The following is an 18,388-nucleotide window of genomic DNA, read 5'->3' as shown; positions in this document are numbered from 1 at the left end:
CGATCAGCCTGCGGGCGGCGGGACGTCGGCGTCTGTGAACGTGGAGTGGTCGGTGGTCGGGGCGCTTCGGAGGCGGCGCGCGAGTCGGGTCTCCATGGCGGCGAGGAGGCCCCGTACCTCGCGGGCGCTGCCGAACCTGACGGGGTCGGCGCGCCGTCGGGCGTCGAACCATAGCCCGGCGCGCTCGGCGGCCTCCGATGTGAGGATGTAGCCCTCGGTCTCGGCGGCCCGGCGCAGAATCGCGACGAGCTCCCCGGTGCTGTACGACGGAAACTCCACGCGGTGCGTGAAGCGGGATGCCAGACCGCTGTTGCTGCGCAGAAACGTGTCCATCTCACCGGGATAGCCCGCGGCGATCACCACGAGCCGGTCGTTCCAGTGCTCCATTTCCCTCACCAGGGTGTCGACGGCCTCCTTGCCGAAGTCGGCGCCCTGGAGGCCGGAACCGGCGGTCAGGCTGTAGGCCTCGTCGATGAAGAGCACCCCGTCGAGGGCCTCGTGCACGGCTTCGCGGACCCGGGGCGCGGTCTGGCCGACGTACTCGGCGACCAGGTCGGCGCGTGTGGTCTCGACGAGATGGCCCTTGCGCAAGAGTCCGAGGTCCCGGAGCATCCCGCCGACGGCCCGCGCCACGGTGGTCTTGCCGGTGCCGGGTGGCCCTGTGAACAGGAGATGCGGGGGCGCGGGCAGGGCCCTGCCGCGGGCCTGGCGGAGCCGGATGCGGTCGGCGAGGTCGGTGATCGCCTCGCGCACCGGGGCGAGGCCGACCATGTCGTCCAGCTCGGACAGCAGCGTGCCGTTCTCGGGGGCGGGCCGGGACAGGAGAGCACGGGTCTCGGCCGGCAGATCCTCGACGGTGAGCGGTTGTTCGGTGTCGTCGCCGACCCGGACGGCCCATTCGGTGAATATCTTGTCGCCGAGGTTGCGCATGGTGCCGGCATTGCCGAAGTCGGGGCGGCGTGTGACATGCAGTTCGGTGACGACCTGCAGCAGCTGATCTGCCAGCGTCTCGTCCCATCGCAGGCCTCGTTCCGCCAGGAACCGCAGCAGGATGGTGTGCAGCACGTCCGGCGGGTAGTCGGGAAACGCGATGCGCTCGTGGAACCGGCGGGGCAGGCCGTCGTCGGAAGCCAGGAATTCGTCGATCTTGTCCGGGTATCCGGCCGCGATCACCACGAGCCGGTCGCGGTCGTTTTCCATCCGGGCGAGCAGGACCTTCAGGGCGCCCCGGTCGAAGCTGCCGCTCTCGTCGCTCAGGCCGTGCACCTCGTCGAGGAACAGCACTCCGTCCAGGGCGTCGTCCACCTTGCCGTGGGCGCGAGGCGCGGTCTGTCCGACGAACCCTGCGATCAGGTCGTCGAGCCGGGCCTCCACCACATGGCCACGGCTCAGCACGCCCAGTTCCCGGTACATCTCGCCGACGAGCCGGGCCACCGTGGTCTTCCCGGTACCGGGCGGACCGGCGAACAGCAGATGCCGGGAGTCCGTTTCGGCGTTCGTGCCGCGACCCTGCGCGCGCAGCCGCTGTTCGGCGGCCACCCGCTTGCGCAACCGCTCCAGATGGCTCTTCACCGGCTCCAGACCCGGCAGCTCAGCCAGCTGCTCGTGGGCGGAGCGCGGGTCCCGGTCGCGGGGCGACCTCGACTGGGCGGAGCGGGGCAGCCAGCCGCGCTCGGCCAGCGCCTTGCCGCTGAACGGGGTGTCGCCGAGGGACAACAGGTGGCTGCGCCAGTTCTTCACGGTGAGCGGCTGGGCCGCCATCGCCCGCACCACAACGTCGAGTTCGCGCCAGTCGCCGATGCGGAGACCGTCGCGCAGTCGCAACCGCTGGATGAGGCGGTGCAGTTCGGCCTCGTCGGGGAAGCCTACGCGGACGGAGGGCGTGGCATGCCGACGCAGTCGGGCGGCCAGGCCGGGGTAACCGTGCAGGGATTCGACGTACTCCACACATGCATCGAACGTCGGGCGGGCGAAGACCAGGACGACCGGATGGTCGTAGTCGCCGTGCCGGGCCCAGTCACTGAAGAAGGTGTTCAGGGGGCGCGTGGCGTCGGTGTGCCGCAGGGTGCTCTCCGCCTCGGTGAACACCACGGCCGTGCGGCGCGGGGGATTCGCCAGGTATCCGGACAGGGCCATGACGGTGAACGGGTCGGAGAGGGCGCGGGGCGGCCCGGGCTCGCCGGGCGGGACGGTCCGGTCCGGGGCGAAGGAGACGCGTGCCTCAACGGGCGCGGCGTTTCGCTCCGCTGCCGGCGGGCGGACCACCAGCCGGCCGAGCGGGCCGCGCAGCTTGGGATGGTGCATCTCGCGCCCTGCGGAGTGCGACGATTCCGTCGACGTCTGCGACGGCGCGTCGGCCCGAGCGCGCTGGGACGGCCGGGACCGTGCCTCGGAGTCCGGGTCCAGGAAGTACAGGGGCCGACGCTGGGAACTGTAGGCCACATACGCACAGGACTGGGCGCGCAGCAGATGCCACAGCGCCGCGTCCAGGTTGCGTTCCCGGTAGTCGGTGCCGATGAAGGTGTCGTCCACGCCCGGCCCGAACACTACGGTGAACGGCTCGCCGACGCTCAGCCGCAGACCGGCGAAGCGGGAGCCGAGCCGACCGGTCATGAGGCGCCTTCGGCCGGGCGCTCGCGCCGTGGGGCAGCGCTCTGGCGGAACCGGTTCAGGTCGGCTTCACGCAGATCCGGGACGCCGGGCTCGCTCTCCAAGGCCCCGGTCGGGTGCCCCTCCTCCCCTAGTGCGTGCTGTACCGCCTCGGCCCGGCCCCGGAGTTCGTGTTCCGCGGCCGTGTCGTGGTCGTAGGAGAGGACCCGCAGGACCTGTCCGGTCTCCCCTTCTGGCGCGGGCAGGACCTGCACCACGATCTTGTTGCCGTTCGCGTGCTCCAGGACGGCGTGGAACGAACGACGCTCGTCCTCGTCCTCGTACTCGCTGTCCGTCAGCTCATAGGCGCCGATCCGGGAGAGCGTCGCGGCCACGGAGTCGGCGAGGTTCACGCGGAGCTGTGAGGCGAGCAACCGCATTCCGGCCCGGTCCACGACCTCGCCGAGCCGCTGCTCCAAGTCCGCTGCCTCGGCGAGCAGTTCACGTTGCTCGGCGGCGGTCGCGGCATCGTCCCTCGCTCGGGAGAGACGCTCGGCCACCTCCTCCCGCAGCTTCTCGAGCTCTCCCTCCGACCAGCGGTCCACGTCGAGTTCGACCCCGGCGAGCGGCCGGCCGTCGGGGCCCAGGACCGGCCTGAGCTCGTTCTGCGTGATCAGGGTCTCGACGAGGACGAGGGCGCCGGTGGCCGCGTCCTGGGCGAGCCGCCGCTCCAGCTCCCGGTGCTCGATGTCGAGGCGCAGTTCGCTGAGGTCGAGGTAGGCGCTCTGTGCGAGGGAGAGTGCGGCCTCGTGCTGGCCGGCGTCGCTGTTGCGCCGCGCCGTGTCGAGGTCGAGGCGGAGTCGGTGGAGTTTGCCGGGGGCGTGCCGCTCGTGCGGCAGGGTGGTGGCGATGAGCTCGGCCATCGTGGCGCCGTCGGCGAGCCACTCCCGGGCGGCAGCCGCGGCACGGTCGCGGTGCCCGGCGATCTCGTCGACGCGTCCGGTCAGGTCGGCGATGTCACGGCGGCGCTGTTCGCGTTCGGCGGCGAGCTCGCCCTCCAGGGCCGCGCGCTGTTCCGCGAGCATGGTGCGGGTGTCGCGTTCGAGGCGGTCCGCAGTGCCGCGCAGCTCCTGGTGCAGGCGCTCGGACTGCTCGCGGAGCCTGCGCCCGGTGTCCCGCTCAAGCCGCTGAGTGTGGGCCGCGAGGCGTGAGAGCGCGTCTTCCGTCCGGCGGGCACGCTCCTCCAACGCTGCGCGCGTGCGGGCCTGGTCGGCTGCGGTCTGCCGCCGGACCTCGTCCAGGAGCCTGGGAACGTCGCGCCGGACCTGTTTGAGGTCCTGGGCCGCCCGCTGGGCTCGGTACCACTCGGTCTGGTCCACCAGAATGCGCTTCTTGCCGCTCATGGTCAGTTGTCCTCACCTGGTCGGTTGGCCGCGATCCGCGCCCGGGCTGCCGGGGGCGTCGCGTCGGGTATGTCGGGAAGGCGCAGCCCCGAACGGGCCCCCTTCACCGCGGAGTCGAAAGCTGCGAGCAGCCCCGGAGGCGGGACACCGACCAGCAGGGCCGTGTTCCCCTCGAGGGTGATCTCGGACGTACGCGGTCCGCCAGTGAAGTCGTGTTCGCATGTGGCGAGCCGAGGCGTGAGGTGGTGGACACGCTGGTTGCTGCTTCCCCGCAGCCCCTTGCCGTCGTCCAGGCCTGTGACGTACTGGCCGTCGATCAACACGTCCAGGAGGCCGAGCAACTCGGGGACTTCCGGTGCGGGCGGACGGGCTCGCAGCCGTTCCAGGCGGTAGCCGGTGAAGCAGATCACCGTGAGGTCGCGCCGTGCGCGGGCCGCGCGGACCAGCGCGACGAGCCCGGCGGCCTGTGCCATCGGCTCGCCGCCGGAGAGCGTCAGACCCGTCACGTCGGGATCGGCGAGCAACTCGTCGGCCAGTTGGGCGGGGGCCACGTGTCGGGCGGCGCGGTTCGGGATCCAGTCGGGGGCGAGGCAGCCCGCACAACGGAACGGGCAGCCCTGCACCCACACCACCGACCGGCGCCCCGGCCCCAAGGCGTGGGTGCCTACCCGGGTGGCGGCGACGTTGAGGTCGTGGCCGGTCACGGCAGGTCCCGTTCCGCGGGCGCGGGTCGGTCGTCCTGTGCCGTCGGTCGCGACGGGGCGCTGCGCCAGGGACCCCCCTCGTCGGGAGGCAGTGAACCAGGCCGCGGGATCGGCAGGGGGTCGGGCACCTCACCGGCTCGCGGTGCCGCCGACGGCTGCCCGTCGCGGTCCTGCCGGTAGGCGAAGCGGATGCCGTTGATCACCACCGCGTCCCCTGGTGGGCAGACGGCGTCCGCGCTCCGTGCCGGAGTGCCGTCCGGGCTGTAGCGCAGGTGCAGCGCGATACCGCGGCGGCCGTCGTCCGCCCGGAACCGTCGGCCGTACACGCGGCCGCTGCCGCCGATCTGTGGCGGGACGAACGCCAACTTCTGTCCGCGCAGGACAATCCGGTCCTCCGGGCCGTCGCCGAGCGCCGGGGACAGTACCAGTAGGCCGCTCAGGGCCGCCCGGTTCCGCCGCAGCCACAACAGCAGGGCCGCGAGGAGGGCCGCCACCGGAACGCCGAGCAGCAGGGGCAGGGCCAGGGGTGAGCCGACCTCGGCTCGCAGGGGAAGACCCTTGGCCGGTCCGTCCACCGCCGTCGGCACCGCGAACTTCACGTCGTCGAGAGTGGCCGCCCAGGGCGTCGTGACCTTGCCGCGCACCGTGAGGCCGGCCTCGGTCGTCCAGGTCCGGCGGACCGGCAGCGGACCCGCGTCGGGCTCGCCCCGCACCTGGACCTCGAACTGCCGTGCCTCGCCCGGCTTCAAGGACACCCGGTCCGGCAGGCCGGTGACCACGAGCGGCTGTCCCTTCAGGGTCGCTCCGAGGCCGGTCACGGTCAGCGGCAGCCGGTTGGTCGTGGCGGTCAGCGTCAGGGTGGCCGCCGCACCGCCGCTGTCCAGGTCGAGTGCCCCGGTGTGCGACAACGTGGCCGCTACGCCCTTGCCCGCGTCCTCCGCGATCATCCGCGCGGCCTTGCGCGCCCGGGACCGTTCGGCGGCCCGCCCGAGATACTCGGGGAGGTCCTGTACCGATTCCGGACGCAGCTCGCTGGTGTTCGAAACGACACGGGCCAACTGCGCGCTGCCCGTTTCGTCGGTTGCCAACGGCAGGGAGTAGGCGGCCAGTTCGTGTCCGGCGGCCAGCTTGTCGGCCCGGGCCCGTAGCGCCTTCCAAGCCGACCCGTCGGACTTGGGGTACTTGGAGCCCTCCGGCGGATCGTGCTTGCCGTCCGTGAACATCACGATGGAGCCGACCTCCGCGGCGTCGGGCCGCTCCAACTCCCCGAGGCCGCGGTCCAGGGCGGCTCCGATGTCGGTTTGCACGTTCGAGGGACCGGCTTCGGCGGGCAGCTTGCCGATGATGTCCTTCGGGTCGGACGGGTGTCCCAGATAGACCGGCTCAGCCTTGTCCCCGAAGGTGAACAGGGCGACGTAGTCCCGCGGCGACAGGCCCTTCAGGAACGGCAACAGCGCCGACCGGACCGACGAGTACCGCCCGTTGCTCAGCATCGAACCCGAGATGTCCACCAGGACGACGTAGTCGGCGGGAACTCGGTCCAGGCCGAGCTCGGAGTAGATCTCGGAGCGGCTGGGCTCCGATCCCGCCCGGACCGGATCGGCGGCCGTGCGGGCGACCGTGGGAGTCGTCCCGGACGCCGTGGTGGCCAGGGCCGTGAGTACCAGGGCGGCGAGCCCGGCGACGGTGCGGTGGACGGCACGGGCGCGTGTTCCTCCCGGCCTCGGACTCAACGGCGGCTTGTTCATCAAATGAGAGCTCCTCGGGCACGGCGGGGCGGTGTGGCGGTGTGGCGGTGTGGCGGTGTGGCGGTGGGGAAGGATCAGGTTTCTGGCGGAACGGGCAGTGGGCCGAGTGGAAGGCGGGTCTCGGTGTCCGGGCCTTCCGCGACCGGGCGCAGCACAAGAGCCGCCACCCCGTCCGCGCCGACCCGGACACCGACCTCGCAGAGCCCGTGCGGTGTGCCGGTGGGCAGCGCGACGTCCGGCAGCGGGACGGGACGGCCCTCGGGCCCGACGGCCTCGATCCGCAGCGGGCGCCTGGCCACCGCGTCGGGAAGCACTTCGGCCGGCCGGCCTCCCCGGGCGGCGAACACGGTGTCGCCGCCCGGCTCCAGGGCCCCGGGGGCGGCCAGCTCGAGCTCCTCGGTGTGCAGTCGGCCGGCCCTGCGGGTGTGGGTGCTGATACGGACGGCGTACGGGTAGCGGTCGCCGGGGTCTGCGAGCGCTGCCGCCACCAGGGCACCGCCCGTCACCGCCGCGTAGCCGGCGTCCACCTCCGCGGGCAGTGGAACCAGCCGGTGGCTCTCCTCCAGCCGCCGGGTGAGCGGCTCGAGCCGGGCCAGACCTCCGGCGAGCAGCAGCGGGGGCCGCTCGGTGGCGCCGGGCGGTGCCGCGATCTCGGCCAAGGCCCGCCGTACCGCGTCGATCAGTGACGGAAGAACCGTACGTACGGCCCCCGCGGTGACGTCCCGGTCACCCAGGCGGTAGACCACGGTGTCGTCGAAGGGATCGGGGCGGAGCATGGCCTTGGCCACGGTGAGCCCCAACCGGCGGCCGCCGGGGTCGTCCAGGCGCGCGGCGGCGAGCCGGCAGTGACCTTCCTCGTCGTCGGGCAGACCGGCGGCGTCGAGGAGTGCCCTGTCGAATGCCGTTCCCATCAGGCCGCTCGGCCCGGTCGCCTCGGCGGTGGCGCGAAGGAGCACCGAAGGGCCGGTCCGTGAGCAGCGGGCGGCGTCGACGGCGCGGGCCCCCGCATCGCACACGAGATACTCGCCGGTGCCGGCCGCCGCGCCAGTGGCGTGCCGGACCAGGGCGAGCAGGGCGTGCGCGGCGCCGATCACCCGGACGCGTGGACAACCGTCCGCGGCGAGGGCGGCCGTCGCGGGACCGGCCAGCTCTCGGGCAGTGCGCCGCGGCAGGACGACCACGGCCCCGGTGGGCGGACCGTAACGGGCGAGATAGGCGCCGTACGCCTCGCGCAGTGCGGCCACGGGCCGACCACGCGCCTCGGCGGAGAGCGGCAATCCCTCACCAGGTACCTCACCGGGCAGTTGTACCGGACGCGGTGGCCCGGTGCCCGGCCGCGCGACGGCGAGCCGGGCGTAGCGGGTGCCGACGTCGAGGGCGAGGGCGTGCGGTGCGTTCATAGGCGGTCATCACCTCGGCCCCACGGCCAAGACAGCCGGGACTTGGTGCCTCGGTAGGGTTCGGAGTGGGTGCCGGGCACCGGGCGGGTCGGGTCGCTGTACGGGGGGTCGTCCGAGGACCACGGTGCCCCCGGCGGGGATTCCGGCCGGTCGGTGCCGCCAGGGCCGCCCTGGCCATGGAGCGGCGCGGGTGCTGTCGGCTGCCGTCGGGACGACGGCTTCTGGCGCAGGATTCTGATCGCTTGCTCGACGCTGTCCTTCAGCTGCTGGTGGCCGTCCAGTGCCCGCTGCCGGACAAGGTCACCGAACCGCAGCTGGGAGATGGACTGGTAGAGCAGGTCGCCGAGGGCCTGCTGCGGGGCGGCGTGGTTGAGGTGCCCGGCCAGTCGGTGGAGCGAGTCGCCGCGTCCCGCGTAATCCTGAAGCCAGGGTGTGATCGCCTCCACTACGGCCGAGGGGAACTCGACGGCCTGCTGCACGCGCTTGGCGTACCGGGAGTTGGGGCTGGCCCGCACGATGGCGTCGGCCAACTCCTTGGGAGCGGCCGTACGCGCGGTGACGAGCTTGCGGATCTCGGCCGTGTGGGCCAGCCACTGGAGGTCGGAGCGGTTCCTGAGGAGGTGCTCCCACGGTGCGGGCATGCCCGGGGTGATCCAGTCCCCGGCGTGTGTCAGCAGCTCGGCGACACGGTTGAGCAAGGGCCCCTCCAGAGCCACCAGATCGCCCGCGTCCGGGACGTCCTGAGGGTGGGTGAGCTCCCACAGGATCGCGTAGGGGATGCGGTCGAGCCGTTCACCGACCAGCCCCGAGGCGACCGCCTCCTCCCATCCCCGTGGCCACACGCTCGGCAGATGCCGACTGAGGACGCCGGCGTACGCGGCGGCCGCCTCGTCGTCGTCCGCGAGAAGACGAGAGCGTGGCAAGTCACGGCCGAGCAGATGAAGTTGCAGCAGATCCGCCCAGGCGGCGTGGTTCCCCGCAAGGCCGCGCTGCCGCGGTACGAGGACGTCGACCCGGCGGAACAGGAAACCCCGGTCCTCGTCGGTGCCGCTCCGCCCCGCCGCGACGTCGTACAGCTCCGGGTGGAGCCAGGCGAGTACGTCCGGATTGCCGACGTGACAGGCGAGGTGCAGCCCGGTGCGCCAGGCCGTCTCGGAGATCGCGGCAAACGCCTCGATGCTCTTCCGGTCGGGCGATCCGGCCGGCGCTTCGCGGTGGATCAGGGCGGCGCCGCGCAGCCAGTCCGGCGCGTTCGGTTCGCTCACGGTGCCGGGTCGGCTCAGCAGTTCCCGGACTAGCCGGTCGTCCAGGGTATTCCGCTCGGCGTTGACGTCGAGCCAGGCCAGTGTCAGTTGAGGGCGGCGGACAAGGACGGCGTGCACGGCGGCGGCGCTGTTCTCGTCCAGCTCCTGCTGCATGGCCTGCAGCAGCGCGCTCCGGGAGCGCAGGTCGTCCGGCGTTCCGGCCGCCGTGCCTCCGTCGAGGTAGCCGGTCAGGACCGCGGTGTGGGCCTGACCGTCCAGCGGCGCCGCGGCGGCGGCCAGGTGGAGGACGCTACGCACGCGCTGCGGTGTCTGGCTTTCGACGGGCCAGGAGTTGAGCTCGTCCGCGAGGGCCTGGCCGGCCCGAGGGGACCAGTGCTCCAGAAGCAGGCTCCGGGCCTGTTCTCGTTCCTCCTCGGAGCCTCCGCCGGGCAGGGTGCAGCGCGCCAGATGACGCGCGACCGTCGCGGCGTCCGGCTCGGTCAGGCTCTCCAGCGGGTTCCGGCTCAGCAGCCTGGCCACATCGCGCAGGAGGCTCGTGCCCCGCTCGATGCCCCCCATCACCACCGCCGGGAGGTCGAGGTCCTGCAGGTGCCGCAGCGCCTGCTCGGAGTCGTGCGCGGTGAGCGGGGTGCGATGGGAGAGCAGGTGGGTCAGCACGGCCTCGGTGCCCTTCTTTCGCCGCAGCCGCAACAGTTCCGCGAGATAGGCACGGCCCTGACTCGTGCCGGGCTCCTGCGGTGGCTGCCCGGCCAGTACGGCGTGGCATTGGCTTCCCCTGGGCCGGAGGGCGAAGGTCAGCCGGAGCTCGTGGTCGGCGCCGTGGCCGGCCCAGGTCGCGGCGGACAGCCAGGCGCGGCTGCCGTACGGCAGGAGGGCGCAGATCCCGTCGAGCACGGCGACCCGGGTGACGGCGCTCAGACCGGCGTGCTCCGGGGGCAGCGTGATGGCCACGTGCCGTCCCTCGAGGAGCAGCGCGGCGGACCGCGCGGCCCACTCGAACCCGATGTCATTCTCGATGTACCGGGCCAGCTTCGCGACCATGGTGGGGGCCGCGTCGAGGACGATGTGCGGCGGGTGTCCGACTTCCGAGTCCATGGTCGGCCACTCGGTGTCCAGGGCGGCGGTGTAGAGCGAGGACCAGGTCAGCTCGGCGTCGCTGGTCGGCTGCCAGTCAAGGAGCAGCAGGCGGGCCGAGTAGCTGATCCGGCCGGTGGCGTCCCGCCCGCCCGACCAGGTGGTCTCCACCAGGCCGGTCACGGGCCCGCCGGCCTCGATGGAGCCGAGGAACGCCACCCAGGGCAGCGCGTCGGGGGCGTGAGTGCGGTCGGCGCGTGGCGTCTCCGTGGACGCGGCCCAGAAGTACTTCTGGGCGATCCGGGGTTGCACACTGCCCGCCTGCACGTCGTAGGCCACTTGCCCCGGTGCCTTGCCCTGGAGGGACCAGGCGGCGGGCACCGAGGCCCTGGCCGGCGGCCCGCTCACTTCCGCCTCCACCAGGGCTTGCCATCGCGCGGCGGCCGTCCGGCCGTGCCTCGCAGACCTGCCTCGAGGGCCATCAGCGGCTCGATGACGTTGATCGGTGTCGGCGGAGAGCCGCAGATCCGCTGGCCGTCCGGCTCCACATTGACGTAGCTGCGGTAGTCGAACTGATTGTTGGCGTTGAGCTGGAAACCGATGGCGGAGCTGGCGTGGTAGGACATCCGTTCGGGGTGGAAGAAGTTGCCGAGGGCGTCACGGACCAGGCGGGCGCTGCCGCCGCGGAAGTTGTTGCAGATCCAGTCGAAGAAGCCCGGCGCCTGGTCGTCGGGGACCCGCGGGATGGCGCCGACCTGCTCCTGAGTGACCCAGCGGGCCCGCAGTGCCGGCTCGAAGACGTCCGGGTGGTCGAACTTCGTGATGCACACCGCGACGTGGTGGGGCAGCCTGCCGTTGCCGAGAAGCCGGCCCTCGTCGCGCACCCGGGCTGCCATCTGACTGGCCATCCCGTAGAAGTAGTTGATGCTGGCGGTCTGCTGGTTGGCGTCCAGGAGCGGATCGAACAGGTAGACAAGGCCACCGCAGCTCGTCAGATGGGTCACGGCCTGCTCGTGCAGGTCCTCGGCGACCTGGTTGGACCTTGGGTTGAACGCCTCTCCGGGAAGGTCGAGCACCTCGAGCGCGAAGGACATCTGCCGACCGGAACCACGGCCTCGTGCGCCCTGTGTCTCGCCGGTGAAGGACCATCTGAGGTCTCGTTGCGCCCGGGTCGCCTGGGGGAACCGCTGCTCCGACACGAGCTGATCCACGCTGTCGTGCAGAAACTCCGTGGAGGAGGCGTCCATCCCGGCGACCACCCAGTTCACCCCGCGTCGCCGGTGCTGCATCGCGGCGATCGGAACGGCGCCCAGGAACGTCGTCTTCCCGGAACCGGAAGCTCCCCACACGCCGATCCGGACACCGGCGGGAGCGGAGCCGTTCAGGTTCGGTATGGCCGTCGGTGGCTGGATCCGGTCGGTGACGGTGTGGCTGTCGGGGAGGACGGGCGACCGCGGCAGGTGTTCGGGGCGAGGTTGCGGGACGGGAGCCGGTCCCCCGGCGTCTGCCCTGCCGTTGAGGGCGAGCGACTGCCAGGTGCGGTCCGCGTCGGGGTGCCCGTTGCGGTGCTGCCCCTGGTCCGGGGAGCCGGCCCTGTCCCCGTCGTCCTCGGAGTCCTGGCCAGGTCGATAGTGCGGTGTCGTCATGGACTGGGTCAGCTCCTAGTGGGTCGGATTGCCGTGGGGGGGAACAACGGGTGCGGCGAACGCCAGCGGGCTGCCGTGGGTGTCGCGGGAAGGCCCGGCGGCGAGGGCCAGCGCCGCCTGCTCCGCCGAGTCGCTGCCGGGCCGGAAGAGGAGGCGGTCCGTGGCCGTCAGCTCCTGCCAGGCCCGGGAGAGGTAGTAATGCAGCCGGTGCCCGCTGGGCACGCCGGGAGTGGTGGTGGGGGCGGCGAAGGGCTCGGCCCGGACGCCGACCCGCACGCCCCGGTGACGCAGGGTCCACAGCTGCTCCCGCCAGTCCACGGCGCGCGGGCAGCCGGGGACCAGGCCGTCCTGCGTGGGCAGTGCCGGCGGCCGGCCCCCGACGACCAGGAGCACCCGGTCGACCGACTCGGCGGGTTGCCCGGTGGTCATTCTGGCGGCGGTCTTCAGCGCGTCCTCCAGCGAGGAGGTCAGGGCCTCACGGGGCCGTACCTCGCAGTTCAGCTCCCGCAGTTGCTGCAAGGCCCGGGCGGGTGGCCCGGGCGGCACGGACTGGATGAGCTTCCGGGAGGGCTGATGCTCGTTGCGGGGGGCGTGATCGTAGTAGCCGATCACCCCGACCCGGAGGCCGCCGCCCGTGCGCGCATGACGTTCCGCAGCGCGGATCAGGTCGCTCGTGAAGCCGACTCGCTCGGCGGCTTCGGCCCGGTCGGTGCCGGACATCTCGACCGCGCAGATGAGCTCCACGGGCCTGGGCCGCGGAAGGCACCGCGGCATGCGGGCGAGCAGGGCGAGCAGGTCCGGTCGGGGTCCGTCCGGTGCCTCGTCCAGGAGGTGGTCGCCGTCCGTGCGCACCTCGATCTCGCCCGGTCCGTGAAGGACGAAGGTGAGGTGCGCGGAGCCGTGTACGGGCAGTTCGGCACGGGGCAGGCCAAGGAGCGGGGGGCGGTGGTCTGCCGAGCGGTAGTGACCGGCGAGCAGTGGCAGTACGACGGTCAGGGTCTCGGACGGCGCGGCGGTGCCACCTCCCGGGGGCAGCACCGGGGGGCCGCCGTGCACGGTGACCGCCGCCGTCCGGGTCTCACCGGGGGCGAGCCGTAGACCGGCCTCGAACAGGACGTGGTGCACGAGTTCCACCGGTACGTGGTCGCCCATGCCGGTCCCGGCCCGCCCCAGGAGCAGGGTGTGCGGTTCGCGCAACGGTGCGCCGCGCAGCAGCCGGCGGACCCTGGCCGTGGTGGCGGTCAGCTCGCCCGAACCGGGTGCGGAGGCCGGGGCGCTGTCCGTACTCGCCGCACAGGAATCGTGCAGCACGGCGGCAGCCCGGTCGAGAAGAGCCCAGCCGTCGCCACCGCGCAGCAGCACCAGCGGAGTGGTACGGGTGCCCGTTCCCCCGCACGCGCTGGGAACGACCGCGTGCAGCCAGTCGCGCACGGCCTGGTCGAAGTTCAGGCGGTCCACCGGCTCGATGGTGCCGATGCCTCCGGCGAGTTGGAAGCGGCACAGGGCTTCCCCGGGGCCGAGCTCAGGGACCACCTCGGTCCAGGGCGTCTCGGTGCACGGGCGCGCGTGCGGCAGACCGGCGGCGCCGGCGTACGCCCGTACCACCGCTGCCCGTTGGGTGCCGAACTCGACGAACAGCACCTCGGGCAACTCACCGGTGGTGAGTCTGTGCAGCAGATCGGCCAAGGCGTGCGGTTCGGCGGCCACCGCGGGGGCGGGGGCGACCGGACGGGGGCTGTCGGCGGGGTGCGGGATGTCGGAGGGAGCCGGGCGAAGCAGCCCGGCGATCTCCGCCTGCCCAGCTGGATCGCTCAGCGTACGCTGGGCCGCGTCGAGGTCCCAGGCGTGCGCGGCGGCCGCCAGCTCGGCGGCTGCGGACCGGTGGTCCTCCTCGGTCGCGGCCCCCAGAACCGGGTCCCCGAAGAGCAGGAATCCACATATCCGGCAGCGTCGTTCGCCCCGTCCAGGGTGGAAACAGACAGGGCAGCGCACCACGAGGCCGGACCGCTTCTCGTCAGCTCCGGAAGAAAGCAGCACGTTCGCAGTGCCCTCTCACAGCAACCTGGAGAAGCACCCGGTGCCACTCTCGATGGATGTCACATCCGCCCCCTTGCCTTGCAGCTGCGGCTCCCCCTCGCAGCGGCAAAGAGCGGTACGCCGCGAGGCCGGAAGCCGGTCCGAGATCAGCCCGAGGAGTTGTTCAGGCACACCAGGCTCTGTAGTCAACTCCTGAATGACCAGCGTGATTCGCCGGGTCCCCCTCCAGCGGACGGCCTATTGTTCGCGAGAGCGTTCGCACGCCGCAACCGGTGTGCCCTGCGTTCAGGAGTCTCGTGAGCGCACTTGGGGGGCGCGTTTGTGCGCACCCTCCTACGCGATGAGCCCCCTCGCGCCGTGTCGTGCGGCACGCTTCCAGGGCCGCCGACCAGAGCTCCATCGGCGTTGCCGCTCCAGGGTGATGACAGCCGTGGCGGTTGACGACCTGCCATCCCATGCCGAGCAGGTCAGCCGCATGCCGTCGGCGTCGGTGAAGCGCAGTCGGGCGCCGGGGTGCGGCCGTTCCCTGCGCACGGTCAGCCGCAGTCCCTGGGCTGGCCGGTCAGGCAGTGGCTGCCGGCGTCGAGTTGGGCGGCCCCGCCGCCGTCGCGGCTGTCGCCGTCGGACTCCACGGCCGGTGTCCGGTCCGGGGCCGGGCCCTTCAGGACGGTCGCGTGGATGGCGTCGGTACGGAGGTCAGGGGGACCGCCGTGACCTCGATGAGGCGGATGTGTCCGCCGGGGATGATGACGTAGTCCGCGTCCGAGGGCTGCGCGCGGTCCTCACCGGGACTGCGGATGGAGATGGGGTGATGGAGCGCGATGTCACGGTAGTAGGTGTCCCGCTCGTCAGAGACTATGTGCCCACTGCCGCATACCAGCGTGCCATCGTCCATCAGCACCTGCACCTCCGGATCGGCCTCGCCCCGTCCGGGCTTGAGTAGTTCGGCCCACGCGGTGCCGGGCGCGGTGGACCAAGTGCTTGCGCCGCTGCGACGCCCCCGCAGCTCCCCCAGCACGGTGCAGCCGAGCGTGCTCAGGGTGAGGATGAGGATGCCGGACCGCACGAAGTGCCAGGCATGCGAGCGGGCGTAGGCCGCTCCGGACAGGGCGCCGTCCAGCGTGGCGAGGCCCGGCACGTGCTCGGCGAGCGCTAGAACACCCGTTGCGATGGCCAGCGTCGCGAAGGTGCCGACCGTGAACAGTTCTGCGATCTCCCGTGCAGCGCCGGGGCGTTCGCGCAGGCCGTGGCGTTCGTAGCGGACGAGGTAGAGATAGCCGGGGACGGCCGCATACAGCAGGGCCGCGAGTCCGACGAGGCTGGAGGGCACGGACGGTCACTCGGCGGGTGGTGGTGTCGGCGGGGAAGGCGGGGAGGGCGGGGAAGGGGGGCGGCGGTCGGTGGGCCGATACCGGCCCTTGATGATGCCCAGTGGGCGGTCATCGTCCGGTTGCGCGTCTTCGTCCAACAGGTTTCGCAGCGCCTTGGCTACTTCCTCGGCGGAGAGCGCGAGTGGTGTCGGCTCCGTCTCGTCCGTCATCGTGGTCCTTCCCGCTCGTTGTCGAGCGTCATCGTCCTTCTCCGGGACTGTGGTCACCTTGCTCCATAGGCCGTGATGCCGGCCCACTTGTCGGTCTGCTCAGGTGAGTCGTCCTCGCCCAGCAATGCCACCGCGGCCCGTCGGGCGGCTTCCAGCGGGGCGCGGCCATGACAGCGGTGGACGATCCACTCGACGCTGTGGTGGGTTGCCAGCCTTGACCACATGGGGAAGGGGCTGGCCAGGACGAAGGCAGCTCCCGCTTCGTGGAAGGCGTGCACCAGCGCGTTGGCCGTGTCCCCGGCCAGTTCGAGAGGGCGGGGCGTCAGAGGCGTCGGCCCGGGGAGTGCTCCGTGCCCACCGGTGCGGTCGACCGTGGCGCGCAGACCGGTGCTGCAGGCAGTGAGCAGCACCTCCTGGAAGCACATCCGGCTCAGGAGGACATCCCCTGTTTCGAGTATCCCGTCGGTCATTTGCACACCGGCGCCGAAGGGCGCCCCGGGGGCGGGCAGGCCATGGGTGATGATCTGGAGCACGTCCGTACGGCTGCGGTCGGGCGGCCCGGAGTTCAGCAGGCCCCGCAGCGTAGCGACAGTGGCATGGCGGCCGGTGATCGGGTCTTCGCGCAGCCGTTGCGCTCCCAGGAATCCGGACAGGCGGCGCACGGCCTGCTGTGCCTCTGGGAGCTGCTCACCGTTGGGCTGTCGGGTGACGCCCAGCAGTGTGGCACGGACCGGTCCGTCGGGTCGGTGGTCCAGGAGCGGCACACAGGACAGGTTGGGGACGATACCGATGGCGGTTCCACGGATCACGTGGCGGTCATCGTGGCGGACGACTGTCCAGGGCAGGGTGTGCAGGCGTCCGTGCGGGGACAACAGGCACGTGCCGCTGTCCGCGATCTCGTCGGCGAAGGCCGGGGGGATCAGGTCAGCGAGACCGATGCGGTGATGGCCCCAGAAATCCAGGCGCCCGCCTGCTTCCCGGAGTTCGCGCTGGTGTGCCTCCAGCGCACCGAGGGCTTTCCCGCCAAGCCGGCGGATGCCCGTGTCAAGCCTGCCGTCCGGTCTGGCCAACTGGGCCAGGATTCCGTCCGGGCGTTCGTACAGGCTCAGGGCCACGCAGCGGCCGGGATTGCTGCCTGGGGCAGTGGTGCCGTAGGCGGCCAGGAAGCGGGTGAGCCGATCCGGGTCGAAGGGCGGGTCGTCCCTGATGAGGTGCCAGCGAGGGTCGGTCGCGCGAATCCTGGTGAGCAGCTCGGCTCGCTCGACGTACATCCGGTCGGCTTCCCGCGGAGAGCCGGGTCGCTCGGCGTCCTCGATCCGTTCGGTCAGGTCGGCGAATGCGCCGTGATCCGGTCCGTTCCGTCCGTCCTGTTCGGTGGTGTCGGCCAAGACGTCCGGTGCGCTCGGCACGTCCGAGCGGGCCAGGGACAAGTGTGCCGAGAAGGCGCGAGCCTTGAGGAGATCGGTGATGACGATGCACAGCCGTGCGTCGCCGGTCTCTTGGGCGAAGACCAGCGCCTCCTCGAGCAACGGCAGGCGATAGCGTAGATGCAGCGTGTCGAAGCGGTGACCGAGCGGCACGCGCAGCACTCGGTCGAGGGCGAGGGCCATCTCGTGATAGGCACGCGCCGCACCGGCTCGGTCGTTACGGGCGTGATGGGTCCGGGCGCGCTCGGCGTGCAGACCGGCCGCGAGGGCGTGGTCGGGATGGTCGGCCGTGCAGCGCGCCCCGCGGTCGCACCAGTGCAGCGCCTGATCCCACCACCCTTCCGCCTTTGACAGCCGGGCCGCCTCGGCACGCATGCGGCAGTATGCCGCGCCGCGCACCAACCGCAGATGCGCCCGCATGGAGCTCTGGTCCCCGGCGTGGGTGTTGTCGAACAGCGGGGCGGCCAGATCCAGCCGCCGGCATGCCTCGGCTGCCGCGCCCCGGTCGAGCGCGCAACGGGCCAGTTGCAGCAGTCCTGCTTCCGGCAGGCCGGACGCCGTGTAGAGCGGCATGCCCATCAGATACGCCTGCTCGGCCGCATCCGGGCGGCCTGTGTCTCGTAGTGCGCCTGCTTTGACGTCCAGCAGGCGGAAATAGACGGTGGAGGCCTGGAGTTGCCGGGCGGCCGTCGCCCGTCCGGCACCGCCGCGTGCGAGTTGGGCCGCGAGAGGGCGCATGGCTTCGGGGTTGCTCTCGTCGATCGGCCCGTTCGGGAGAACGGCCGCGAGATCCCTCTCCAGTGGGGCCAGCTCCTCCAGGGCGGTTTCGGCGTCGTACAAGCGGAGCAGCGCCTCGGCACGCAGCACCCGCAGGTCACCGTACGGCGGAGGCGGTGTGCCATGTGGTGCCTGGGACGGGCCGTGCGGCACGTTCGTGGCCCGATCCACGAGCGCCAGGGCTTCACTGGCCCGTCCTTCTTGAAGCTCGTACTGGGCCCTGCCCGCCAGGAAGTTGCGGAGCTGTTCGGGCGTTGCGTGGGGCGTGACCTTCTCGGCCTCCGCCCAGAGCTCCTTGACCTGCTGGTACGTACGGACTCGGTACTGGTGGGTGGTGAGCTCACGGCCGTAGGCGTCGAGCAGGAGGCCTGCGATGTCGGACGCCTTCACCAGCCCCTGTGCGGCGCCACCGGACCGCTCCAGTGTCCCCAGGATCGCTCGTCCGAGGATGGTCAGCTGCTGGAACAGCGGTCCGGTCGGCTGCCCTGTGTCAGCCGCCTGCCAGTACTGCGCCCGCAGCTCGAAGAAGCGCGTGGCCAGGTTGTGGAGTTCCACCCATGCCCCCGAAATCCCGGGTGTCTCAGATCCCCGATGCCGCCGACCGCCACCGTACGACCGCCCGGGCCGAACGGGAACCGTCGGATTGGAGCCGCCGGAGTGCACGGTGCGGCAGCGTGCGCTCCGCGCCTGGCGCTGTGCGCCCCGGGTCGGCCACATGGCCGGCCGATGAGGTCCGCCGGCGACGGGCGGGTGCGGAGGATCTCCTGCACGATCTCGG

10 protein-coding genes are annotated in these 18,388 nt (G+C 72.0%); all 10 read right to left on the bottom strand.

All coding sequences use genetic code 11. The features are described 5' to 3' along the window. Positions 1–3: 3 nt before the first annotated feature. On the bottom strand, positions 4–2,613 hold the full coding sequence (locus QC385_RS20115) for an AAA family ATPase (RefSeq protein WP_279542702.1): 2,610 nt from the start codon (positions 2,611–2,613) through the stop codon (positions 4–6). Further along, the gene (locus QC385_RS20110; RefSeq protein ID WP_279542701.1) at positions 2,610–3,992 is read right to left on the bottom strand and encodes a hypothetical protein; all 1,383 of its coding nucleotides are present in this window, start codon (positions 3,990–3,992) and stop codon (positions 2,610–2,612) included. The genes QC385_RS20115 and QC385_RS20110 overlap by 4 nt, the downstream gene beginning before the upstream one ends. A gap of 2 nt (positions 3,993–3,994) precedes the next feature. Next, positions 3,995–4,696: a 4Fe-4S single cluster domain-containing protein gene (locus QC385_RS20105; protein WP_279542700.1), complete on the bottom strand. Its 702-nt coding sequence runs from the start codon at positions 4,694–4,696 to the stop codon at positions 3,995–3,997. After that, positions 4,693–6,444, bottom strand: coding sequence for a vWA domain-containing protein (locus QC385_RS20100; RefSeq protein ID WP_279542699.1), 1,752 nt, complete (start codon positions 6,442–6,444; stop codon positions 4,693–4,695). Before QC385_RS20100 ends, QC385_RS20105 begins: the two co-directional genes overlap by 4 nt. 74 nt (positions 6,445–6,518) lie before the next feature. After that, entirely contained in the window at positions 6,519–7,844 is a 1,326-nt protein-coding gene (locus QC385_RS20095; RefSeq protein ID WP_279542698.1) for a hypothetical protein, read from the bottom strand. Then, positions 7,841–10,591, bottom strand: a complete 2,751-nt coding sequence (locus QC385_RS20090) for a hypothetical protein (protein WP_279542697.1) — start codon at positions 10,589–10,591, stop codon at positions 7,841–7,843. Before QC385_RS20090 ends, QC385_RS20095 begins: the two co-directional genes overlap by 4 nt. Next, entirely contained in the window at positions 10,588–11,829 is a 1,242-nt protein-coding gene (locus QC385_RS20085) for a hypothetical protein (RefSeq protein ID WP_279542696.1), read from the bottom strand. The genes QC385_RS20090 and QC385_RS20085 overlap by 4 nt, the downstream gene beginning before the upstream one ends. 15 nt (positions 11,830–11,844) lie before the next feature. Beyond that, a complete protein-coding gene (locus QC385_RS20080; RefSeq protein WP_279542695.1) occupies positions 11,845–13,866 on the bottom strand; it encodes a hypothetical protein in 2,022 nt (673 codons plus the stop codon). A 661-nt stretch (positions 13,867–14,527) separates the two neighbouring features. Beyond that, positions 14,528–15,196 carry a DUF6338 family protein gene (locus QC385_RS20075; RefSeq protein ID WP_279542694.1) on the bottom strand — a complete coding sequence of 223 codons (669 nt, stop codon included), beginning with the start codon at positions 15,194–15,196 and terminating at the stop codon, positions 14,528–14,530. 263 nt (positions 15,197–15,459) lie between these two features. Continuing rightward, positions 15,460–18,165: a CHAT domain-containing protein gene (locus QC385_RS20070; RefSeq protein ID WP_279542693.1), complete on the bottom strand. Its 2,706-nt coding sequence runs from the start codon at positions 18,163–18,165 to the stop codon at positions 15,460–15,462. Positions 18,166–18,388: the final 223 nt, after the last annotated feature.

The sequence above is a fragment of the Streptomyces sp. DH10 genome (assembly GCF_029813805.1).
Lineage (GTDB): Bacteria > Actinomycetota > Actinomycetes > Streptomycetales > Streptomycetaceae > Streptomyces > Streptomyces coeruleofuscus.
Note: the sequence above shows the minus strand (reverse complement) of the source record. Positions and strands in the feature narration are given on the sequence as shown.